The 21,987-nt window shown below is 50.8% G+C and carries 16 protein-coding genes; 11 read left to right on the forward strand and 5 right to left on the reverse strand.

Annotated elements, in window-relative coordinates:
* The 3 genes from dcuB to NNN64_RS20055 all read left to right on the forward strand — a co-directional run.
* Nucleotides 1–1,334: anaerobic C4-dicarboxylate transporter DcuB (dcuB, locus tag NNN64_RS20045; RefSeq protein ID WP_271442516.1), on the forward strand; the 1,334-nt coding region annotated here is incomplete at its 5' end.
* Between the two features lie 96 nt (nucleotides 1,335–1,430).
* Nucleotides 1,431–3,077, forward strand: coding sequence for a class I fumarate hydratase FumA (gene fumA / locus NNN64_RS20050; protein WP_137382873.1), 1,647 nt, complete (start codon nucleotides 1,431–1,433; stop codon nucleotides 3,075–3,077).
* A 147-nt stretch (nucleotides 3,078–3,224) separates the two neighbouring features.
* On the forward strand, nucleotides 3,225–3,857 hold the full coding sequence (locus NNN64_RS20055; RefSeq protein ID WP_271442517.1) for a DUF2238 domain-containing protein: 633 nt from the start codon (nucleotides 3,225–3,227) through the stop codon (nucleotides 3,855–3,857).
* Between the two features lie 54 nt (nucleotides 3,858–3,911).
* Here NNN64_RS20055 and NNN64_RS20060 read toward each other — a convergent pair whose 3' ends face one another.
* On the reverse strand, nucleotides 3,912–5,267 hold the full coding sequence (locus tag NNN64_RS20060; RefSeq protein WP_271442518.1) for an alpha-glucosidase/alpha-galactosidase: 1,356 nt from the start codon (nucleotides 5,265–5,267) through the stop codon (nucleotides 3,912–3,914).
* A 269-nt stretch (nucleotides 5,268–5,536) separates the two neighbouring features.
* Between NNN64_RS20060 and melR the strand changes: the two genes are divergently transcribed.
* The 7 genes from melR (at nucleotide 5,537) to pmrB (ending at nucleotide 15,095) form a co-directional block, all read left to right on the forward strand.
* Nucleotides 5,537–6,469, forward strand: coding sequence for a transcriptional regulator MelR (gene melR, locus NNN64_RS20065; protein ID WP_271442519.1), 933 nt, complete (start codon nucleotides 5,537–5,539; stop codon nucleotides 6,467–6,469).
* A gap of 275 nt (nucleotides 6,470–6,744) precedes the next feature.
* The gene (adiA, locus tag NNN64_RS20070; RefSeq protein WP_271442528.1) at nucleotides 6,745–9,012 is read left to right on the forward strand and encodes an arginine decarboxylase; all 2,268 of its coding nucleotides are present in this window, start codon (nucleotides 6,745–6,747) and stop codon (nucleotides 9,010–9,012) included.
* Nucleotides 9,013–9,327: 315 nt separating this feature from the next.
* Entirely contained in the window at nucleotides 9,328–10,089 is a 762-nt protein-coding gene (locus tag NNN64_RS20075; protein ID WP_271442520.1) for an AraC family transcriptional regulator, read from the forward strand.
* A 127-nt stretch (nucleotides 10,090–10,216) separates the two neighbouring features.
* A complete protein-coding gene (gene adiC, locus NNN64_RS20080) occupies nucleotides 10,217–11,554 on the forward strand; it encodes an arginine/agmatine antiporter (protein WP_137382877.1) in 1,338 nt (445 codons plus the stop codon).
* A 147-nt stretch (nucleotides 11,555–11,701) separates the two neighbouring features.
* The gene (gene eptA, locus NNN64_RS20085; RefSeq protein WP_271442521.1) at nucleotides 11,702–13,339 is read left to right on the forward strand and encodes a phosphoethanolamine transferase EptA; all 1,638 of its coding nucleotides are present in this window, start codon (nucleotides 11,702–11,704) and stop codon (nucleotides 13,337–13,339) included.
* Nucleotides 13,340–13,343: 4 nt separating this feature from the next.
* The gene (gene pmrA / locus NNN64_RS20090; RefSeq protein WP_048213870.1) at nucleotides 13,344–14,012 is read left to right on the forward strand and encodes a two-component system response regulator PmrA; all 669 of its coding nucleotides are present in this window, start codon (nucleotides 13,344–13,346) and stop codon (nucleotides 14,010–14,012) included.
* The gene (gene pmrB / locus NNN64_RS20095) at nucleotides 14,013–15,095 is read left to right on the forward strand and encodes a two-component system sensor histidine kinase PmrB (protein ID WP_271442522.1); all 1,083 of its coding nucleotides are present in this window, start codon (nucleotides 14,013–14,015) and stop codon (nucleotides 15,093–15,095) included. It begins immediately after the preceding gene.
* Here the strand turns inward: pmrB and pmrR are convergent.
* Both pmrR and proP read right to left on the reverse strand, forming a co-directional pair.
* Nucleotides 15,089–15,178: an LpxT activity modulator PmrR gene (gene pmrR / locus NNN64_RS20100; protein WP_271442523.1), complete on the reverse strand. Its 90-nt coding sequence runs from the start codon at nucleotides 15,176–15,178 to the stop codon at nucleotides 15,089–15,091. The two genes, pmrB and pmrR, sit on opposite strands and share 7 nt — an antisense overlap.
* A gap of 158 nt (nucleotides 15,179–15,336) precedes the next feature.
* Nucleotides 15,337–16,839 carry a glycine betaine/L-proline transporter ProP gene (gene proP / locus NNN64_RS20105; RefSeq protein WP_271442524.1) on the reverse strand — a complete coding sequence of 501 codons (1,503 nt, stop codon included), beginning with the start codon at nucleotides 16,837–16,839 and terminating at the stop codon, nucleotides 15,337–15,339.
* A gap of 701 nt (nucleotides 16,840–17,540) precedes the next feature.
* Here proP and kdgT point away from each other — a divergent pair.
* Entirely contained in the window at nucleotides 17,541–18,539 is a 999-nt protein-coding gene (gene kdgT / locus NNN64_RS20110) for a 2-keto-3-deoxygluconate transporter (protein WP_271442525.1), read from the forward strand.
* Nucleotides 18,540–18,552: 13 nt separating this feature from the next.
* On the opposite strand, the gene NNN64_RS20115 is transcribed toward kdgT, so the two are convergent.
* Complete coding sequence (locus tag NNN64_RS20115; RefSeq protein WP_271442526.1) at nucleotides 18,553–19,464, reverse strand: diguanylate cyclase regulator RdcB family protein; 912 nt, start codon at nucleotides 19,462–19,464, stop codon at nucleotides 18,553–18,555.
* A complete protein-coding gene (crfC, locus tag NNN64_RS20120) occupies nucleotides 19,461–21,818 on the reverse strand; it encodes a clamp-binding protein CrfC (RefSeq protein ID WP_271442527.1) in 2,358 nt (785 codons plus the stop codon). The genes NNN64_RS20115 and crfC overlap by 4 nt, the downstream gene beginning before the upstream one ends.
* Between the last annotated feature and the right edge of the window lie 169 nt (nucleotides 21,819–21,987).

Consider the following 21,987-nt stretch of genomic DNA (forward strand, 5'->3'; position numbering starts at 1 on the left):
TTAGTATACAACTTCTCATAATATTAATATGTTTGTTTTATGGCGCCAGAAAGGGCGGTATCGCGCTAGGTTTGTTAGGCGGTATCGGCCTGGTTATTCTGGTTTTCGTGTTCCATCTCCAGCCGGGTAAACCCCCTGTCGATGTAATGCTGGTTATTATTGCCGTGGTGGCCGCATCTGCAACCCTGCAAGCCTCCGGCGGTCTTGACGTTATGCTGCAAATAGCTGAAAAGCTGCTGCGTCGTAACCCAAAATACGTTTCTATCGTTGCACCATTTGTTACCTGTACCCTGACTATCCTGTGCGGTACCGGTCACGTGGTGTATACCATTCTGCCGATCATTTATGACGTCGCCATTAAGAACAATATTCGCCCGGAACGTCCGATGGCGGCGAGTTCTATCGGTGCACAGATGGGGATTATCGCCAGCCCGGTTTCCGTCGCCGTTGTCTCGCTGGTTGCGATGCTGGGTAACGTGACATTTGAAGGCAAGCACCTCGAATTCCTCGACCTGCTCGGCATCACCATTCCATCTACCCTGCTGGGTATCCTGGCTATCGGTATTTTCAGTTGGTTCCGCGGTAAAGATCTGGATAAAGACGAAGAGTTCCAGAAGTTTATTTCCGTACCTGAAAACCATCACTATGTGTATGGCGACACGGCAACGCTGTTAGACAAAAAACTGCCGAAAAGTAACTGGCTTGCCATGTGGATCTTCCTCGCTGCCATCGCCGTTGTTGCCGTGCTCGGTGCCGTATCTGAACTGCGCCCTTCTTTTGGTGGCAAACCGCTGTCAATGGTACTGGTTATCCAGATGTTCATGCTGCTGACTGGCGCATTGATTATTATCTTAACCAAAACTAATCCCGCATCTATCTCAAAAAATGAAGTCTTCCGTTCAGGTATGATCGCGATTGTTGCGGTGTACGGTATTGCCTGGATGGCCGAAACCATGTTCGGTGCGCATATGTCTGAAATTCAGGGCGTACTGGGCGAGATGGTGAAAGAACATCCGTGGGCCTATGCGATCGTCCTGCTGTTAGTCTCCAAGTTTGTAAACTCTCAGGCTGCAGCGCTGGCCGCTATCGTTCCGGTCGCACTGGCTATCGGGGTTGATCCAGCGTACATCGTTGCTTCTGCTCCGGCATGTTACGGTTACTACATTCTGCCGACCTACCCGAGCGATCTGGCTGCTATTCAGTTTGACCGTTCAGGTACCACCCACATTGGTCGTTTCGTTATCAACCACAGCTTCATTCTGCCTGGTTTGATCGGCGTAAGCGTATCCTGTGTCTTTGGTTGGGTCTTCGCCGCAATGTACGGTTTCCTGTAATCACACTTCGCGTGCCGTCCGCTATGGTGCGGCACGCCACCTTTAAGACGCAGAGAATTTTTAAATTCCTGATAAAAATGAAAAGGCTGGAAGCAAATGTCAAAAGTTGAATTCACTTACCAGGCGGCTTTCCCACTGGGGGAAGACAAAACTGAGTACTACCTGCTGACATCCGATCATGTCAGCGTCGGCGAGTTTGAAGGCGAGTCAATCCTGAAAGTAGCACCTGAAGCACTTACGCTACTGGCCCAGCAAGCCTTCCACGATGCCTCCTTCATGCTTCGCCCTGAACACCAACAGCAAGTCGCCTCCATACTCCATGATCCTGAAGCCAGCGAAAACGATAAATACGTTGCGCTGCAATTCCTGAGAAACTCCGAGATTGCCGCCAAAGGCGTATTGCCAACCTGTCAGGATACCGGCACGGCCATTATCATGGGCAAAAAAGGTCAACGTGTCTGGACCGGCGGCGGTGACGAAGCGGCGCTCTCCAGAGGCGTATTTAATACCTATATTGAAGATAACCTGCGCTACTCGCAAAACGCGGCGCTGGATATGTACAAAGAAGTGAATACCGGCACTAACCTGCCTGCGCAAATCGACCTGTACAGCGTGGACGGCGACGAATATAAATTCCTGTGCGTGGCAAAAGGCGGCGGTTCTGCCAACAAAACCTATCTGTATCAGGAAACGAAAGCACTGCTGACTCCCGGCAAACTGAAAAACTTCCTGGTTGAGAAAATGCGTACGCTGGGGACGGCAGCTTGCCCGCCATACCATATCGCATTTGTGATTGGTGGTACGTCAGCAGAAAGCACCCTCAAAACGGTGAAACTGGCCAGCACACACTACTATGATGCGCTGCCGACTGAAGGTAACGCTCACGGTCAGGCATTCCGCGATCTGCAGCTGGAACAAGAGCTGCTGATCGAGGCCCAGAAACTCGGCCTCGGCGCCCAGTTTGGCGGGAAATATTTTGCTCACGACATCCGCGTGATTCGACTGCCTCGCCACGGCGCATCCTGCCCGGTAGGCATGGGCGTTTCCTGCTCCGCAGACCGTAATATTAAGGCCAAGATTAACCGCGAAGGTATCTGGATTGAAAAACTGGAACATAACCCAGGCCAGTACATTCCGGAATCTCTGCGCCAGGCCGGCGAAGGTGAAGTGGTTAAAGTTGACCTTAACCGTCCAATGAAAGAGATCCTTGCCCAGCTTTCTCAGTACCCGGTATCCACCCGTCTGTCGCTGAGCGGTACAATTATTGTGGGTCGCGACATCGCCCACGCGAAGCTGAAAGAACGTATCGAGTCCGGCGAAGGTCTGCCGCAGTACGTGAAAGATCACCCGATCTACTACGCAGGTCCGGCGAAAACGCCTGCGGGTTACCCGTCCGGTTCTTTGGGTCCAACCACTGCGGGTCGTATGGACTCCTATGTTGACCTGCTGCAGTCCCATGGCGGCAGCATGATCATGTTGGCGAAAGGTAACCGCAGCCAGCAAGTGACCGACGCCTGCCATAAACACGGCGGCTTCTACTTAGGTAGCATCGGTGGTCCGGCAGCTGTACTGGCGCAGCAGAGCATTAAGCATCTGGAATGCGTGGAATACCCGGAGCTGGGAATGGAAGCTATCTGGAAAATCGAAGTTGAAGATTTCCCTGCCTTCATCCTGGTCGATGACAAAGGCAACGATTTCTTCCAGCAAATCGTGAGCAAACAATGCGCTAACTGCGCGAAGTAACCTATTCGGCCCGGCACTGGACTGACACCAAATTTTTGGGGCCAGCCCAGTGATCCCCCCGGGCCAACTTTATCCCCCCATTAACTGGCGTTGAATTTTTGCCGTTCACAGTGAATAGTAATATTTTCCATTACTTGTGAATTCACCATGCTCCGCACACTGAATCCTGTAATACTGAACGCTGGCGCTATAGTGCTGACGCTGATCCTTATCTACACTGGCTTCTGCGCCACCGAGAAATTGACCTGGTTGATGGAAGTTACGCCGGTCATTATTGTTGTGCCAGTACTGCTCGCCACCATGAGGCGTTATCCGCTGACCCCCATGCTCTACACGCTCATCTTCTTTCATGCCATCATTTTGATGGTTGGCGGCATGTATACCTACGCCAAAGTCCCCATTGGTTTTGAAGTGCAGACGTGGTTGGATCTCAGTCGCAACCCCTATGACAAACTGGGTCATTTTTTCCAGGGACTGGTGCCAGCCCTGACGGCAAGAGAGATTTTAGTCCGCGGCAATATTGTCCGCGGCCGCAAGATGTTAGCGTTTTTAGTCTGCTGCGTAGCACTGGCAATCAGCGCCACCTATGAGCTCATTGAATGGTGGGCGGCACTGGCGATGGGACAAGGCGCGGATGACTTCCTGGGTACGCAGGGCGATCCATGGGATACCCAGTCGGATATGTTCTGCGCCCTGCTCGGCGCGCTAACGACGGTGCTTGTACTGGCGCGAGTTCATTGTGCACAGCTGCGCCGCTACGGGCTGGTAAGCGCCAACTAAATATACATACTGCCGGATGTCGATAACGTGCATCCGGCAGACGCTAAATGGACCTTATCGATGCAACCAGGCCGGCAACCACTCGCCGTGTGCGTCAATCAGATCATCCACCAACGCATAAATCTCCTCAATCCCTAATACCGCAGCGGTATGCGGATCCATCATCGCCGCGTGATAAACACGATCGCGATTCTCCGTCAGAATAGCTTCCGTCAGCAGGGTTTGAACATTGATATTCGTTTGCATCATCGCCGCCAGATGAGACGGGAGAGCACCCACTTTTGTCGGCTGAATACCATTGGCATCAACCAAACAAGCCACCTCAACACAGCAGCCCTGCGGCAGGTTATCGATCAAGTTGTCGTTACGAACATTGCCATACACCACGCTGGGTTCTCCGGTCCAGATAGCGTTCATAATTGTGCTGGCATATTCCCGTGACGGTTTGATATCAATGCGCGCCGTCGTTTTGTACGCTTCCAGCTCTTTATGCCAGTTCGCCAGCTGCTCGACACAGCGCTTCGGATATTCATCCAGCGGAATCTTATAGCGCTCAATCAGATCTTCACGACCCGGTTTGATAAACCACGGCGTGTATTCAGCAAAGTGTTCCGACGACTCGGTGACGAAATACCCCAATTTTTTGAACATTTCATAACGCACAATGTTCTGGCAGCGAGTATTGCCGTGGATATTCGGTTTCGGGACCAGGCCTGTTTCATAAGCTGCCAGCAGTTCCGGATAGAGATCGACATAGGTCCCATCAGCCGTTTTACGCTCCAGTTGCAGATAAAACGCCATATGGTTGATCCCGGCGCTGCGATAGCGCAAAAAAGTAGGGTCGATATCCAAATCACGAGCCAGCTCCTCCGCCGTTCCCTGCACCGAATGACATAACCCAACCTGTTTAATATGCGGATAGCGTGCATACATTGCCCAGGTGTTCATCGCCATGGGATTAACATAATTAAGCAGGGTGGCATGCGGGCAGACGTCAGTCATATCCTCACAAATCTGCCATAAATGTGGAATCGTACGCAGTGCGCGCATAATGCCACCAGGCCCCAACGTGTCGGCTATCGTTTGTTCCAGACCGTGGCGCTTACACACGGAAAAATCGGTCACGGTACACGGCTCGTAACCGCCGATCTGGAAAGCGACAATTACAAAATCGGCATCCTGCAATGCCGCTTTTTGATCGGTATAACAAGTGATCTGGCCGCAAGCGCCAGCCGAGTCCATCAGCTTACGCACCACAATATGCGACTCTTCCAGGCGGACGGCATCGATATCCATTAAAGCAATATGCGCGGATTTCAGCGCATCGCGGTGAAAGACATCTCCGAGAATATTCTTCACGAAAATCGTCGATCCCGCGCCGATAAAAGTAATTTTGGGTGCAGGCATCATGACTCTCCTGAGCGTGGGGTGATGAACGTCATGGTGGCATGAGGATGCGAGAAAAACGTCCGGCTTCTGCACCGAGTACTCCCAAAAACTCAGTTCACCTTTTCGCCCGGATGAAAACTGAGTTTCTGGGACAATTTTTACCAAAAAGCAGAGTATCCGGGTTCAAAAAAGCACACTACCCGGTAATGGTGACCTGATTTGCGCGCCGATTCGCAGTCTTATCCGCTGAAAAATGGCATGATTCTGAACAATCAGGAACTGGAGCTACCATGACCACGCCGCCAATCTCAGCGCTTCCCCCCGATCCGCACATGTGCAACAGCGATGAAAAACAAACCCGTAGCCCACTGTCGCTGTACTCGGAATATCAACGTCTCGATATCGAACTACGTGCGCCGCACGCCATGACCACCAGCCACTGGCATGGACAGGTGGAGGTTAACGTACCGTTCGACGGCGATGTGGAATACTTGATCAATAACGAAGTGGTGCAGATTAAACAGGGCCACATCACCCTGTTTTGGGCTTGTACGCCGCACCAGTTAATACGACCAGGTGCCTGCCAGAACATGGCTATCTTTAATTTACCCATGCACCTGTTTCTCTCCTGGCCGCTGGACCGTGAACTGATCAACCACGTCACTCATGGTATGGTCATCAAATCACAAGCCTCTCAGCAACTGAGCACCTTTGAAGTTCAGCGCTGGCAACAGGAGCTGAGCAGCCCGAACGAACAAATTCGCCAGCTTGCCATCGATGAAATTAGCCTGATGCTCAAGCGGTTTAGCCTCTCCGGCTGGCAGCCAATCCTGGTCAATAAAACCTCGGGCACGCACAAAAACAGCGTTTCACGTCACGCGCAGTTTTACGTGAGTCAAATGCTTAGTTTTATTGCCGACAACTACGATCAGGCGCTCACCATCAACGATGTTGCGGATCACGTGAAGCTCAACCCCAATTATGCGATGGGGATTTTCCAGCGCGTGATGCAACTCACCATGAAGCAGTACATTACCGCGATGCGTATCAACCACGTTCGCGCATTACTGAGCGACACCGACAAAACCATTCTGGACGTCGCCCTGACCGCCGGGTTTCGCTCCAGCAGTCGTTTTTACGATACTTTCAGCAAATTTGTCGGCATGTCACCACAGCAGTACCGCAAACTGAGCCAGCAACATCGACAATCGATGGCCGGTTAAGCGCCGGATGGCGCAAACACATGCCCACTGACAGCACTTCCCATCAGGCAATATCAGTATCAGCTAAAAAAATAATTCCCCTGTCGATAAACAGTGCCGAAAAACTGCCTTCGTTCAATACCAATTGATTGTTTATAAAGGAATAAAAACAAAATAAGCTCATTTCTCGACCACTTTACAGCCCAATTCGTCAGGATAATACTTGCCTGCGTCACATTCATACGGTGTGTCTGCAATCCATACATTGCAACCTCTCCACTACCGGGTAAAAGATGATGAAAGTATTAATTGTTGAAAGTGAGTTTCTGCATCAGGACACCTGGGTTGGTAGCGCTGTCGAGCGTCTGGCTGATGCCTTAAGTCGCCAAAATGTTACCGTCATTAAGTCCACCTCATTCGACGATGGCTATGCCATCCTCGCGGCAAATGAAGCCATTGATTGCCTGATGTTCAGCTATCAAATGGAACAACAAGATGAACACCTGAATGTCAGGCAATTGATCGGCAAGCTCCACGAACGCCAGCAAAACGTCCCCGTTTTCCTGCTGGGCGATCGGGAAAAAGCCACTGCATCGCTGGATCGCGATCTGCTGGAGCTTGTCGATGAATTCGCCTGGATTCTCGAAGATACCGCTGACTTTATCGCTGGGCGCGCCGTTGCTGCGATGACCCGTTATCGCCAACAACTGTTACCGCCGCTGTTCAGCGCGCTGATGAAATACAGTGACATCCACGAATATTCCTGGGCAGCCCCTGGTCATCAGGGCGGCGTGGGATTTACTAAAACGCCGGCCGGTCGTTTCTATCATGACTACTACGGTGAAAACCTATTCCGTAGCGACATGGGTATTGAACGCGCGTCACTGGGTTCGCTGCTTGACCATACTGGCGCGTTTGGTGAAAGCGAAAAATATGCCGCGCGTGTCTTCGGCGCTGATCGTTCATGGTCCGTGGTGGTCGGTACTTCTGGCTCTAACCGCACCATCATGCAGGCATGCATGACTGATAACGATGTGGTAGTGCTGGACCGTAACTGCCATAAATCCATTGAACAAGGGCTCATTCTTACCGGGGCAAAACCGGTGTACATGGTGCCAAGCCGCAACCGCTACGGCATTATCGGGCCTATCTACCCGCAGGAGATGCAACCTGAAACATTGCAGAAAAAAATCAGCGAAAGCCCGCTGACGAAAGACAAAACCGGACAGAAACCGTCATACAGCGTTGTAACCAACTGCACCTATGACGGCGTCTGCTACAACGCAAAAGAGGCGCAGGATCTGTTAGCCCAGACCAGCGATCGCATTCATTTCGATGAAGCCTGGTACGGCTATGCGCGTTTCAACCCGATTTATGCCGATCACTACGCTATGCGTGGTGCACCTGGCGACCATAGCGGCCCAACCGTTTTTGCCACCCACTCGACCCATAAGTTGTTGAATGCGCTCTCTCAGGCATCTTACATTCACGTCCGTGAAGGTCGTGGAGCGGTAAATTTCTCCCGCTTTAACCAGGCGTACATGATGCACGCCACCACGTCTCCGCTGTATGCCATCTGTGCATCAAACGATGTGGCAGTTTCCATGATGGACGGTAACAGTGGCCTGTCGCTCACCCAGGAAGTGATCGATGAAGCCGTCGATTTCCGTCAGGCGATGGCACGGTTGTACAAAGAATTCACGGCTGAGGGCGACTGGTTTTTCAAACCGTGGAACAAAGAGGTGGTTACCGATCCGCAAACCGGAAAAACCTATGACTTTGCGGATGCCCCCACTCAACTCCTGACGACCGATCAGAACTGCTGGGTAATGCGTCCTGGTGAATCCTGGCATGGGTTTAAAGACCTGCCAGATAACTGGAGCATGCTGGACCCCATTAAAGTCAGTATTCTGGCTCCAGGTATGGGTGATGATGGTGAACTGGAACAGACCGGTGTTCCGGCGGCGCTGGTTACCGCCTGGCTTGGCCGCCACGGCATCGTACCGACCCGTACCACCGACTTCCAGATTATGTTCTTGTTCTCTATGGGGATCACCCGTGGTAAATGGGGCACGCTGATTAACACGCTGTGCTCTTTCAAACATCACTACGATGCCAATACCCCGCTCTCACAGGTGATGCCGGAACTGGTAGAGGAACATCCTGACACTTACGCAAACATGGGTATTCACGATTTGGGCGACACCATGTTCGCCTGGCTGAAAGAAAATAACCCAGGTAGTCGACTCAATGCGGCCTACTCCGGCCTGCCTGTTGCTGAAATGACCCCGCGTGAAGCCTATAACGCGATAGTCAGCGATAACGTTGAGATGGTGGCTATTGAAAATCTGCCGGGCCGTATCGCAGCTAACTCCGTCATTCCTTACCCACCAGGAATTCCGATGCTGCTGTCCGGGGAAAACTTTGGCGATGCCAACAGTCCGCAGATTAGTTATCTACGTTCGTTGCAATCCTGGGATCATCACTTCCCTGGCTTTGAACATGAAACCGAAGGAACGGAAATTATTGACGGTGTGTATCACGTCATGTGCGTGAAAGCCTAATGTCGCTTTTTAGATAGTCTATTTTTTATAAGGTTGACGTGTGATGGTTGAGTAATTCCTGAGTATTGCTGCAAAACAATAACATTGTCATACCTTTTGCGCGGGACCACCCCGCGCTTTTTTTATACGCAAATAGTACGTTGCCACTTGCGTAAAAAATTATGTACATGCCAAGAAACCCTACAGATATTGTAATTACTAAAAATCACGCTATTTTATCGCTTGTCTTGATTCATCATACAATTTTTTTTAGCCGCTATTACTCAGCAGGTGCTGAGTTACGGTATTTGATGTTCATATTCCGGGAGTTTGGGTATGAGGCTTTGCAGCAAAGAAGCTTGTGTTGTTGTATTAACGGAGAAAGATGTTTGGTTAAGGATTAACGGTAAAGAAGCCATCAGTTTAAAAGCTAACCACATGGCTCTGATGGCGTGTGATAATAATATTATCGACTTCTCTTCACTTAATAACGCACTGGTCGTACATATCAGTCGCGATGTCATTAAAGACTATCTACGATTTTTAAATAAAGATCTTTCACAGATCCCTCTCTGGCAACGTAGCGCCAACCCAGTGATGACCGCCGTCTGCCTGACGCCGGATGTCTTTCGGGTTGCCGCTCAACACAGCGTAATGGAAACGCAAAACGAAGGCGAAAATGAGCGTACCCGCTCACTACTGTTCACCGTATTATCGCGTTTTCTCGACAGCAAAAAGTTTATCTCCCTGCTTATGCATATGTTACGCAATCGCATCAGCGACAGCGTTTACCACATCATTGAGAGCGATATTCATAAAGACTGGAATTTAAGCATGGTCGCCAGTTGCTTATGTCTGAGTCCCAGTTTGTTAAAGAAAAAGCTCAAAAATGAAAATACAAGTTACAGTCAAATAATAACCACGTGTCGTATGCGTTATGCCGTCAATCAATTAATGATGGACGGGAAAAACATTTCACAGGTATCTCAGCTGTGCGGATATAACAGTACTTCATACTTTATTTCCGTATTCAAAGAGTTCTATGGAATGACGCCACTGCATTATGTCAGTCAACATCGGGAACCCTCCGCTGCCTGATTTTTGATCATTTAGCGATGAGCCATAATAATATCAGCATTGGCGATACCGCTGTTCCGCCATCATAAAATAGTCTTCTGAAGAGGTATGATGTGACGTCATTTATCCTTATCAGGAGTTAAAAAATATGTCGACGGATGCTGATGCTCACAAAGTGGGCTTAATCCCCGTCACCCTTATGGTGTCGGGGAATATTATGGGTTCCGGTGTATTCCTGCTACCCGCAAACCTGGCGTCAACTGGCGGGATTGCAATCTACGGATGGTTGGTCACTATTATCGGTGCCCTGGCACTGTCGATGGTGTACGCCAAAATGTCGTCCTTAGACTCCAGTCCCGGTGGTTCTTACGCTTATGCACGCCGCTGCTTCGGTCCCTTTTTAGGTTACCAGACTAACGTCCTGTACTGGTTGGCCTGCTGGATTGGTAACATCGCCATGGTCGTTATTGGTGTGGGTTACCTGAGCTATTTCTTCCCCATTTTAAAAGATCCGCTGGTCCTGACGCTCACTTGTGTCGTTGTACTGTGGATCTTCGTCTTGCTGAATATTGTCGGTCCAAAAATGATCACTCGCGTGCAGGCCGTTGCGACGGTACTGGCGCTGGTACCGATCGTCGGGATTGCCGTCTTCGGCTGGTTCTGGTTCCGCGGTGAAACCTATATGGCAGCCTGGAACGTCAGTGGAATGAATACCTTCGGCGCAATCCAAAGCACCTTAAACGTAACCTTATGGTCGTTCATTGGGGTTGAAAGCGCCTCTGTTGCCGCCGGTGTGGTTAAAAACCCGAAACGTAACGTCCCTATTGCCACCATTGGCGGGGTGCTAATTGCCGCCGTCTGCTACGTTCTCTCAACCACGGCGATTATGGGTATGATCCCTAACGCTGCGCTGCGCGTGTCAGCCTCACCGTTTGGTGATGCTGCACGTATGGCACTGGGTGATACCGCTGGTGCCATTGTCTCCTTCTGTGCAGCAGCTGGGTGCCTTGGCTCACTGGGGGGTTGGACACTGTTGGCCGGCCAGACCGCAAAAGCGGCAGCCGATGACGGCCTGTTCCCACCGATTTTCGCTCGCGTCAACAAAGCGGGGACACCAGTTGCCGGGCTCATTATCGTCGGGATCCTGATGACCCTCTTCCAGTTCAGCAGCATGTCGCCAAACGCCGCAAAAGAATTTGGTCTGGTCTCTTCCGTCTCAGTTATCTTCACGCTGGTGCCTTATCTGTACACCTGTGCCGCTTTGCTGCTGCTGGGACACGGTCACTTTGGTAAAGCGCGTCCGATGTACTTACTGGTGACCTTCGTGGCATTTGTCTACTGCATCTGGGCAGTGGTAGGTTCTGGTGCCAAAGAAGTGATGTGGTCGTTCGTGATGTTGATGGTAATCACCGCGCTGTATGCGCTCAATTACAACCGGATCCATAAAAACCCGTATCCTCTGGATGCCCCGACCAACAATAATTAATGCCTGTAAGCGTCGTTGCCCGATGACATAAGCGCATCGGGCCTACGCATCACACACCCCACCAGTACCTGCTAACATTAAGAACTTAATGTTGGCTTAATTTTACTTTGAGAGGATCCGCTCCACTTAGTCGATGGAACCCCCTTAATGTTAAAGCTCCTGTTTAAAAGACCGACTCTCGGGCAAATCAGCTGGCTATTGCTGATCTCATTTTATCTTGCGACCTTCCTGAACATCGCGTTCTACAAACAGGTACTGCAAGACCTTCCGCTGGATTCACTGCGCAACATCCTGGTGTTCTTATCGATGCCGGTTGTCGCGTTCAGCGTCATGAATATCGTGCTCACGCTGGCCTCTTTCCTGTGGCTTAACCGCCTGGTCGCGTGCATCTTCATTTTGGTCGGGGCGTCCGCCCAGTATTTCATCATGACCTACGGCATCATCATCGACCGCTCGATGATCGCCAACATGATGGATACCACACCGGCTGAAACCTTCGCCCTCATGACACCGCAAATGCTCCTGACGCTGGGACTGAGCGGCATTCTGGCCGCCATCGTTGCCTGCTGGGTAAGAATCAAACCCATTACGCCTGCGCTGCGCAGCGTGTTGTATCGTGCTGCGAATATCCTGATATCGGCACTGCTTATCGTGCTGGTCGCCGCCTTCTTCTATAAAGATTACGCGTCGCTGTTTCGTAATAACAAAGAGCTGGTTAAGTCCCTCAGCCCGTCCAACAGCATCGTGGCAACGTCATCCTGGTATTCACACCAGAGGCTGGCCAACCTGCCGCTGGTACGTATTGGCGAAGATGCGCATCGCAATCCAGAAATGGTGAAAGGAAAACGTAAGAACCTCACTATTGTGGTGCTCGGTGAAACGTCACGCGGCGACAACTTCTCTCTGTCCGGTTATTCACGTCAGACCAATCCGTTGCTGGAAAAAGATGATGTCGTTTATTTCCCGCGTACAACATCCTGCGGTACAGCGACAGCTGTTTCCGTACCCTGCATGTTCTCCGACATGCCACGAGCGCACTACGATGAAGAGCTGGCCCACCATCAGGAAGGCGTACTCGATATCATCCAGCGGGCGGGAATTAATGTTCTGTGGAATGATAACGACGGCGGCTGTAAAGGTGCCTGTGACCGCGTACCGCATCAGGATATGACTGCACTGAACCTACCAGGACAGTGTATTAACGGTGAATGCTACGATGAAGTCCTGTTCCACGGGCTGGAAGAGTACATTAATAACCTGAAGGGCGACGGCGTGATCGTGCTGCACACCATCGGCAGCCATGGTCCAACCTATTACAACCGTTATCCGCCACAGTTTAAGAAATTTACCCCAACCTGCGATACCAACGAAATTCAAACTTGTTCGCAGCAGCAACTGGTGAATACCTACGACAATACCATCCTGTACATTGACTATATTGTTGATAAAGCGATCAATATACTGAAAGCGCATCAGGACAATTTCACCACCAGTCTGGTTTATCTTTCCGACCACGGTGAATCCTTAGGAGAAAACGGCGTCTACTTGCACGGTCTGCCGTATTCGATTGCACCTGACACACAAAAACATGTACCGATGCTGTTGTGGCTTTCAGAGGACTATCAGCAACGCTACCAGATTTCTCAAACATGTTTGCAGAAACGGGCCAGCTCAGAAAATTTCTCACAGGATAATCTGTTCTCAACCCTGCTGGGATTAACGGGCGTACAAACCAAGTATTACCAGTCAGCAGATGATATTCTGCACCCATGCAAGGGAGGCTAACCGAATGAAAATTCTGATTGTTGAAGACGATACGCTGTTACTACAGGGGCTGATACTTGCCGCACAAACGGAAGGCTACGCCTGCGATGGCGTGTCAACGGCCCGTGCCGCCGAACATTGCCTTGAAACGGGTCATTACAGTCTTGTCGTTCTGGATTTAGGTTTGCCGGATGAGGATGGCCTGCATTTTCTGACCCGCATCAGGCAGAAAAAATATACCGTTCCGGTCCTGATCCTGACCGCCCGCGACACCGTGAAAGACCGCATCACCGGGCTGGACGTCGGCGCGGATGACTATCTGGTCAAACCGTTCGCGCTGGAAGAACTGCATGCCCGCATTCGGGCGCTGTTGCGCCGGCATAACAATCAGGGTGAAAGTGAGATTATCATTGGCAACCTGACATTGAATATCGGCCGCCGCCAGGTGTGGATGGATGGACAAGAAATTGTCTTAACGCCAAAAGAGTATGCGCTATTGTCGCGGCTGATGCTCAAAGCGGGGAGCCCGGTGCACCGGGAAATTCTGTATAACGACATCTACAGCTGGGATAACGAACCGTCGACCAATACGCTGGAAGTCCACATCCATAACCTGCGCGATAAAGTGGGAAAATCACGCATTCGCACGGTTCGAGGTTTTGGCTACATGCTGGCCGCTACTGAGGAAAGCTAAGTGAATTTGATGCGTTTTCTAAAACAACCGCTCCCGCTTCGCCAGCGTTTAATGCTGACGATCGGCCTGATTCTGCTGGTCTTCCAGCTGATTAGCACCTTCTGGTTGTGGCACGAAAGCACCGAGCAAATACAGCTGTTCGAACAGGCGTTACGCGAAAACCGTAACAACGATCGCCATATCATGCATGAGATCCGTGAGGCTATCGCCAGCCTAATCGTCCCCGGCATTTTTATGGTCAGCCTGACGCTCATTATTTGCTATCAGGCGGTGCGGCGCATTACCCGTCCTCTTGCCGATCTCCAACAGGAGTTAGAAACTCGCACAGCGGATAATCTGGCTCCCATTAATATCCGTAGCTCCACCATTGAGATACAGGCGGTAGTGACGGCACTCAATCATCTGGTCACGCGGCTAACAACCACTATCGACAACGAGCGTCTGTTTACTGCTGACGTTGCCCATGAGCTACGAACGCCACTATCCGGCGTTCGTCTGCATCTGGAATTGCTCTCAAAAACCCACAATGTTGACGTTGCGCCGCTCATCACCCGTCTCGACCAAATGATGGACAGCGTGTCGCAGCTGTTGCAACTCGCCCGTGTGGGTCAGTCGTTTTCGGCCGGGAATTACCAGCATGTCAAACTGCTGGAGGACGTCATACTGCCCTCCTACGATGAACTCAGCACCATGCTGGACCAGCGGCAACAAACGTTGCTCCTACCGGCAAGCGCAGAGGATGTCATCGTACGCGGCGACGCCACGCTGTTGCGGATGCTGTTGCGAAATCTGGTAGAAAACGCCCACCGTTACAGCCCGGAAGGTACCAACATTACGATTGACCTCAACGCGGAACAAAATGCAATTATGGCCGTCGAGGATGAGGGACCTGGCATTGATGAAAGTAAATGCGGAGAGTTAAGCAAAGCGTTTGTACGCATGGACAGCCGTTTCGGCGGCATTGGGCTGGGATTGAGTATTGTCAGTCGAATTACCCAACTTCATCGCGGGCAGTTCTTTTTACAAAACCGCCCAGGAGCCAGTGGTACTCGCGCCTGGGTGGTGCTGGAGAAAGATCAGTAAGAGCTCACCCACACGTACAAAAAGCTGCTCACAATCAGTACGCTGAATACGGTGGTCAAACTTTCATAAATACGGGTTTTCATGACACTCTCCTCCGATAATCTGGAGGAGAGTTTGCCTTACGGAGATTAAGCCAACCTTAAGGCCACGCGCCGGATGGCGGCTGACGCCTTATCCGGCCTACAAAGCACAATGCTACCCGTAGGCCTGATAAACGTAGTGCCATCAGGCAATGACATCATTACTCATCAATACGCGGATGCTGCTGGACCAGGCGCGAACGCTTAACCTGTAGCTCAGCAATTTCCTGATCGATGTCTTCGATTTTCTGCTCAATGTTATCGTAGTGCTCACCGAGAATTTCTTTCGCTTCCTGAATATCCGAAGCGGCAGGTGTCGCCCCTTTCAGCGGCTGATTGGCGGTCTCTTTCATGGTCACACCGGTAATTAAACCAATCACCGCAATCACCATCAGATAGTAAGCAGGCATCATCAGATTCTGCGAACTTTCCACCAGCCAGGCGGCCAGCGTCGGCGTCAGACCTGCAACCAGTACCGAGATGTTAAACGCGGCGGCCAGCGCACTGTAACGAATATGTGTCGGGAACATCGCGGGTAACGTTGATGCCATTACCCCGGTGAAGCAGTTGAGGATCACCGCCAGCATCAGCAACCCGGCGAAAATCAGGCCAATGACATTGCTGTTAATCAGAATAAATGCCGGGATTGCCAGCACAAACAGTGCAATACTGCCCATGATCACAAATGGACGACGCCCGAAACGGTCACTCAGCAGGCCCATCACCGGCTGCACAAACAGCATACCAATCATAATGGCGATAATAATCAGCACACCGTGATCTTCAGAGTAGTGCAGGTTATGCGACAGGTAGCTCGGCATATAGGTGAGCAGCATGTAGTAGGTGACGTTGGTCGCAATAACCAGACCGATGCACGCCAGCAGGCTGCGCCAGTGTTTAGTCGCAATTTCTTTAAACGAAATCTTCGGTCCTTCCTGCAGACCCTGACGATCACCCTGCTCCAGCTTGTCGACATGCTGTTGAAATGCAGGTGTTTCTTCCAGAGCATGACGCAGATACAGACCAATCAGCCCTAACGGTAGTGCCAGGAAGAACGGAATACGCCAACCCCATTCAAGGAAGTTGTCTTCACCGACGACGGTCGAGATCAAGACGACTACACCGGCACCCAGCACAAACCCGGCAATAGAGCCGAAGTCCAGCCAACTGCCCATAAATCCACGCTTACGATCCGGGGAATACTCTGCGACAAAAATCGACGCGCCGGTATACTCCCCACCGACCGAAAAGCCCTGTGCCATCTTACACAGCAACAGCAGGATCGGTGCCCAGATACCAATAGACGCATACGAAGGGATCAACCCAATACAGAAGGTACTGATCGACATAATCACAATCGTGATAGCCAGGATCTTTTGGCGACCGTATTTATCGCCGAGCATACCGAAGAACAATCCGCCAAGCGGTCGAATCAGAAAGGGAACGGAGAAAGTAGCGAGTGCAGCAACCATCTGCACGCTGGGGTCAGCCCCCGGGAAGAACACTTTACCTAATGCGTAAGCAACAAACCCATAAACACCAAAATCAAACCACTCCATTGCATTACCGAGTGACGCGGCGGTAATGGCTTTTCGCAGTTTTCCGTCATCAATAATGGTGACGTCGCGAAGCGTAATTGGCTTTATTTTTTTCCTTTTTAGCATACCAGTCCTCATAGACTTAGCCCTGTCGCGCTACAGATCGAGTCTCCCAACGCCGTATGCGCTAAGGTCATCGCCGAGCGGGGATTGCACAGGCGCAATCCCTGTAACAAGCGTAGCAGGTTTACTTACACTGACTGATAATGAGCAGTACAACCGAACCTGTTGACGCCTGATTGGGCGGTTAATGACCTCTTTACCCTAACAGTGTTTAAATGTGTGATCAACTTCACACATAGTTTTTCATTTCGTCAACCTGCGTAAATAAGGTCATTCTCAGTCAGCTTTTTTACATGAAATGCTTGCGATTTATAGGCAATTAATTACAAGAATAAATCGCTTGGTTTCATCAACAATCACAGAAGTCACTATTATTCTGCTAGCAAAAAATTCACCTAATCCCTTCACAAAAAGATCACAGGTTTTTTAATAATCGGAACCTGTAATGATCTTTGCTCAGAATATGTGATGAAGATAACTAAAACATCGTTTTATTTTGATTGAATCAATGTTCCTGTGAATGCAAACTAATTCCAGACGCAATATCCCTGGGAGCAGTAGCACGCTCAACGTATGCCGCGTTAGATTTTATAAAACAAAGAGATAGCCGTTTTCTCTGTTAAAACTCACAAGTAACCTTTTGAATTTAAATAATTTTTACTTTCTTGCGCGTTTATAACCTGCGACAAGACATGAGGACGTTTATGAAAATTAAAGCCACGATTGAACGCATCCCCGGCGGAATGATGTTGATTCCTCTGTTATTAGGCGCAGTGTTAAATACGTTAGCTCCGGATACGGGCGCGTATTTCGGTTCATTTACCAAAGGTATGATCAGCGGGACAGTTCCGATTCTGGCAGTGTGGTTTTTTTGTATCGGTGCATCAATTGATTTGCGAGCAACCGGTACGGTATTACGCAAGTCAGGTACATTGGTATTAACCAAAATAGCCGTAGCCTGGGCAGTGGCAATGATTGCCGCTTCATTTATTCCTGATACCGGTATTCAAACCGGGTTCTTTGCAGGTCTTTCCGTACTGGCAATTGTCTCAGCAATGGACATGACCAACGGGGGTTTGTACGCCAGCCTGATGAACCAGTATGGTACGAAAGAAGAGTCTGGCGCATTTGTTTTGATGTCTCTGGAGTCCGGTCCGTTAATGACCATGGTCATTCTGGGTTCTGCCGGCCTGGCCTCCTTTGAGCCACACCATTTCATCGGCGCGGTCCTGCCGTTCCTGATTGGCTTTACACTGGGCAACCTGGATCACGACCTGCGAGCCTTCTTTAGCAAAGCGACACCGGTACTGATTCCATTCTTCGGCTTCGCACTGGGTAACACCATTAACCTGAGCGTCATCGTTGATACCGGTCTGCTGGGTATCCTGCTGGGTGTGGCCGTCATCGTTATCACCGGTATCCCACTGATTATTGCTGACCGCGTTATTGGCGGCGGGAACGGTACGGCGGGTGTCGCCGCCTCTTCTGCAGCTGGCGCTGCAGTGGCGAACCCAGTCATCATCGCCCAGATTAACCCGGCATTTGAACCGGTTGCCGCTTCGGCAACGGCTCTGGTCGCTGCCAGCGTGATAGTGACTGCGATTCTGGTGCCAATTATCACGGCACTGTACGCCAAACGTTTTAACAAGGAACGTGTTGCCAACAATACGGCAGCCACCCCGGCAGACTCTCTGCACCACTAAGTCGGGCTACACATCATTCGCCGTCCCTGCTCAGTGATTCAGAGAGGGACGGTGCAAAAATCTCCTCAACCATCGCATCAACCAGTCGCTTTGCCGAACACAGTCTCGGCATCCCCAACGCCACATTCTGCCAACGCTGCGTCACCGACCAGCTCACCGGATGGCGCTGTGCATCACACCAGTCACCCAGCCAACTCAGCAGATCGTTATGTTCGCTCGAACCCCCAACAGCAGGTGAACTCAGCCATTGATGGTAATAATGGCGCGTAGTAGGTGCCGCATTCACGCTGTGTGCCAGTGTCTGGGCAGCCATCGTGCGTAAATTGTCTTTTAGCATCGACACAACATCGGCATTCGCAAGCCGACAGGCATCACCAAAGGCACCCCAGCGCAGCTCCTCTAGCGCAACAAAGCAGCGTCCGGGTAATGACCAGCCGTCATACGCCCCAGCCCGCCAGCGAGTAAAAATCTGTTCACTGTGTTCGCCTGCCTGCACGGTCAGCCCACGTTGCGTCAGCGCTTTCTCTTTATATGCACTACGTTGGGCAAACCCGTCAGCCAGTGAAATTAATTGCTGCATCACGCCGGGAGTTGATTGTCCGCGTGGCTGTTCAGTTTGTTGTAAGAGCACCAGTCGCTCGGCAATACGTACCAGCGCCAGGTGGCCAGGATCGATAGTGCCAGCCAGCTTTTCCACCAGCTTAAGGCGCATCACCAGGTGTTCGCTGGATACCCCTGCCATCACCCACGCCCGCAGCTGCGTCTGGGATAACACTTCCTGCGTCAGGCGCGCACGCAACCGCTGCTGCTGCTGCAGAAAACCGCCGGAACGTTTGGTTTCATCTCCCTGAACCAGATCGACCATAAACTTCGGGTAGACGCACTCCAGCGTCCGCCCAGGGCCTTCCAGTAACACGTTAGTCATGTATGCTCGGTTGCAAAAAGGGTGTGGATATCGTCACGCAGCAAGCGGGAATCTTCATAAATCCATGCCGCCGTCGTAATACGATGCTGCAATTGTTCATTCATTGCGTTCACCGCCGATTCATTTTGCTGGCGCAGAGTCAGACTCTCGCGCAGGCTCGCCTGCAATTGTGTCAGACACAGTGAAAAATCAGCAAAAAACGTGGCCATGCCTGCCGTAACGGAAATATCGACCTGAGCAACTAAAGCTTTACGAATTTGTTGGCAAAACTGAGTGACATAATGGACAAGGTTCTTGTGCAACGCGCCCATATCAATGAGATAACGCGTTTTTGTTTCGACGTAATCATTCCATCCCCAGTTTGGTTGATTCAACCAACGTGAGAACGTGTCACGTACAACACCGCCGGTAGACGGGGCATTATCCGCCGGGATATCCTGTTCAATAGCCTCGTTAAACAACTGACGTGTATTGAAATTAAACATCGACGCATGAAAGGCTGGAAAACGGATCCGCGCCCGAAATCCGGCATGGTTCAGATCCTCTTTCACCCGTTGTTCAATAGGCCGCATAGCATCATTCAGCGCCCGGGATAACGTCGATTCGAGCTCCTCAAAACGCAGCGCCAGGTCCCGACTGATACTCTCCTGCGCCGCCAGCAGAACAACCTCACAGGAGGAGCGAATTTTATCTAACACAATTTTCGCTTGCCCCTCGTCATGCAATACCAGCATATCACCGGCCATTTCCGCCGTCGCAATGGCAGCGCCCATGCCATGTTGTGACATCATCAGCACGTTTTCTTTAACAAAGAACGTATTAATACCGCACAGAATCTCGGTCTGCTGCTGATTGAGATAGCCAGCAGCAGCCTCTAGTGCCAGTTCAACCTCGTGACTGACCTCATCACCCACCCGCGCCTGACTTATCTGCAACTGTTGCATGTCATCTTCAATATGCGCGATGTTCATCCGCAACTGCTCATAGGCTACGGTTAAGCCGTGAGCGCGAAATTCCAGATATTCGTGTGCGCTTTGCGAATAGTTCAATAGCTTGTGTGATGCCGAGCGGAGCGCGTACAGTGAAGCATTAGCATAGGCTGCATGGATCACTTTCTGAATCGGTTGTTCAAACAGTGAGTCTTCCCAAAGCAGATCGGCGGCATGGCGAATATGTTCTTTATCATCAAGATCGGTGGTACGCCAGCGCCTGCCGAGTGCCGCTTCGGCAAAGTCCTGGACCCAGCGCTGCTCCTGATGATCCGGCAAACGCCCATTGTTCACGAGTTCATGACGTGCCCTGTTGGCCAGATATCCCCACATTGAGGAGACCGGATAAATACGTTCAGGCGTAATACCGCCTTTCATCAACGTGCCGGAAATTAGCGCCCGCACCTGCTCTTCATCATCGCTGTTGCGGTCTTTCTGATCGAATTTGTTAACCAGCGCGTACAGCGGCACTGATTTCCCGACCGCCATAATGGCCTGACGGACTTCCTCATCCGAAATCGACTTCAGTTGGGTATAATCCATCACCGCCAGTACCGCTGATGCCCGGGCCAGCTGTTCATTGAGCATCTGTTGTAAGTGTGGTTGCCCGGCCTCATTCGGCCCGGGAGTATCCAGCAGCGTCAATTGTCCCGGATAACTTGCCAGCCCGGCCAGATGCACGAACTCAACTTCAATAACCGGAATATGCTCAATTGCAGCATAGGCGGCAAACGGAAACTCCACCTCCAGCGCTTTAGACAAACGCACCAGATCGTTCAGGCTCTTGAGAAAATGGAAAATGGGTTGTGCGCCAAGATAATACCGTTCAAATGCCACGCCATTTTCAATATGTTGAAGCAGAGCATTCATATCCTTATCTATTTCCAGCGTCTGAGCCAGACGCTGGCGGTCGCATTCCCGCACGCGCTGCTGTAATACTTTCATTAAGGCGTCAATTGGCGCGACATGCGAAAAATGCAGCACCGGCTCTTTCTGTCCCGGTGTATGGCGGATAAGGGTCGGTAACGCCGTCATAGGGCGATTACGATTAGGTAAAACCTCGGTTCCGACAATCGCGTTAATCGTCGTCGACTTTCCCGCCTTCATCGTACCGACAATAGCCAGAACCATTTCCAGACGGGTAATCTTTCGCAGTTCATTGTTGAGCGTTGCCTGCTGGACATCCATGCCACGAGCGCTGAAATGCAGGGGCTGAACAACCTGTCCGCTATGCTCTCCTTTTTTCAACATGACATCATTCGCCGAGGTCATTGGCAATTTTTGCAATTGCCTGAGATGTTCAAGAGAGAGCATCAGTAAGCGTTCAGCTTCCTGACTTAATTCATAAATTGTCTGTGTGTACATGGAAAATCTTTCCTTAACGCAAATAGCATTACTTTTATTTAGCCAAATCGTTTTATTTATAGATCTTCGGCTTTTATAATTACGTGTGGAAATAATTAAAATTAAAACAACCAGCTGATATTATTAAAATAAAATTTATCGTATGACTGCTGGCCTGATGCCTCTCACT

The organism is Citrobacter sp. Igbk 14, from assembly GCF_028069825.1.
Taxonomy (GTDB): domain Bacteria; phylum Pseudomonadota; class Gammaproteobacteria; order Enterobacterales; family Enterobacteriaceae; genus Citrobacter.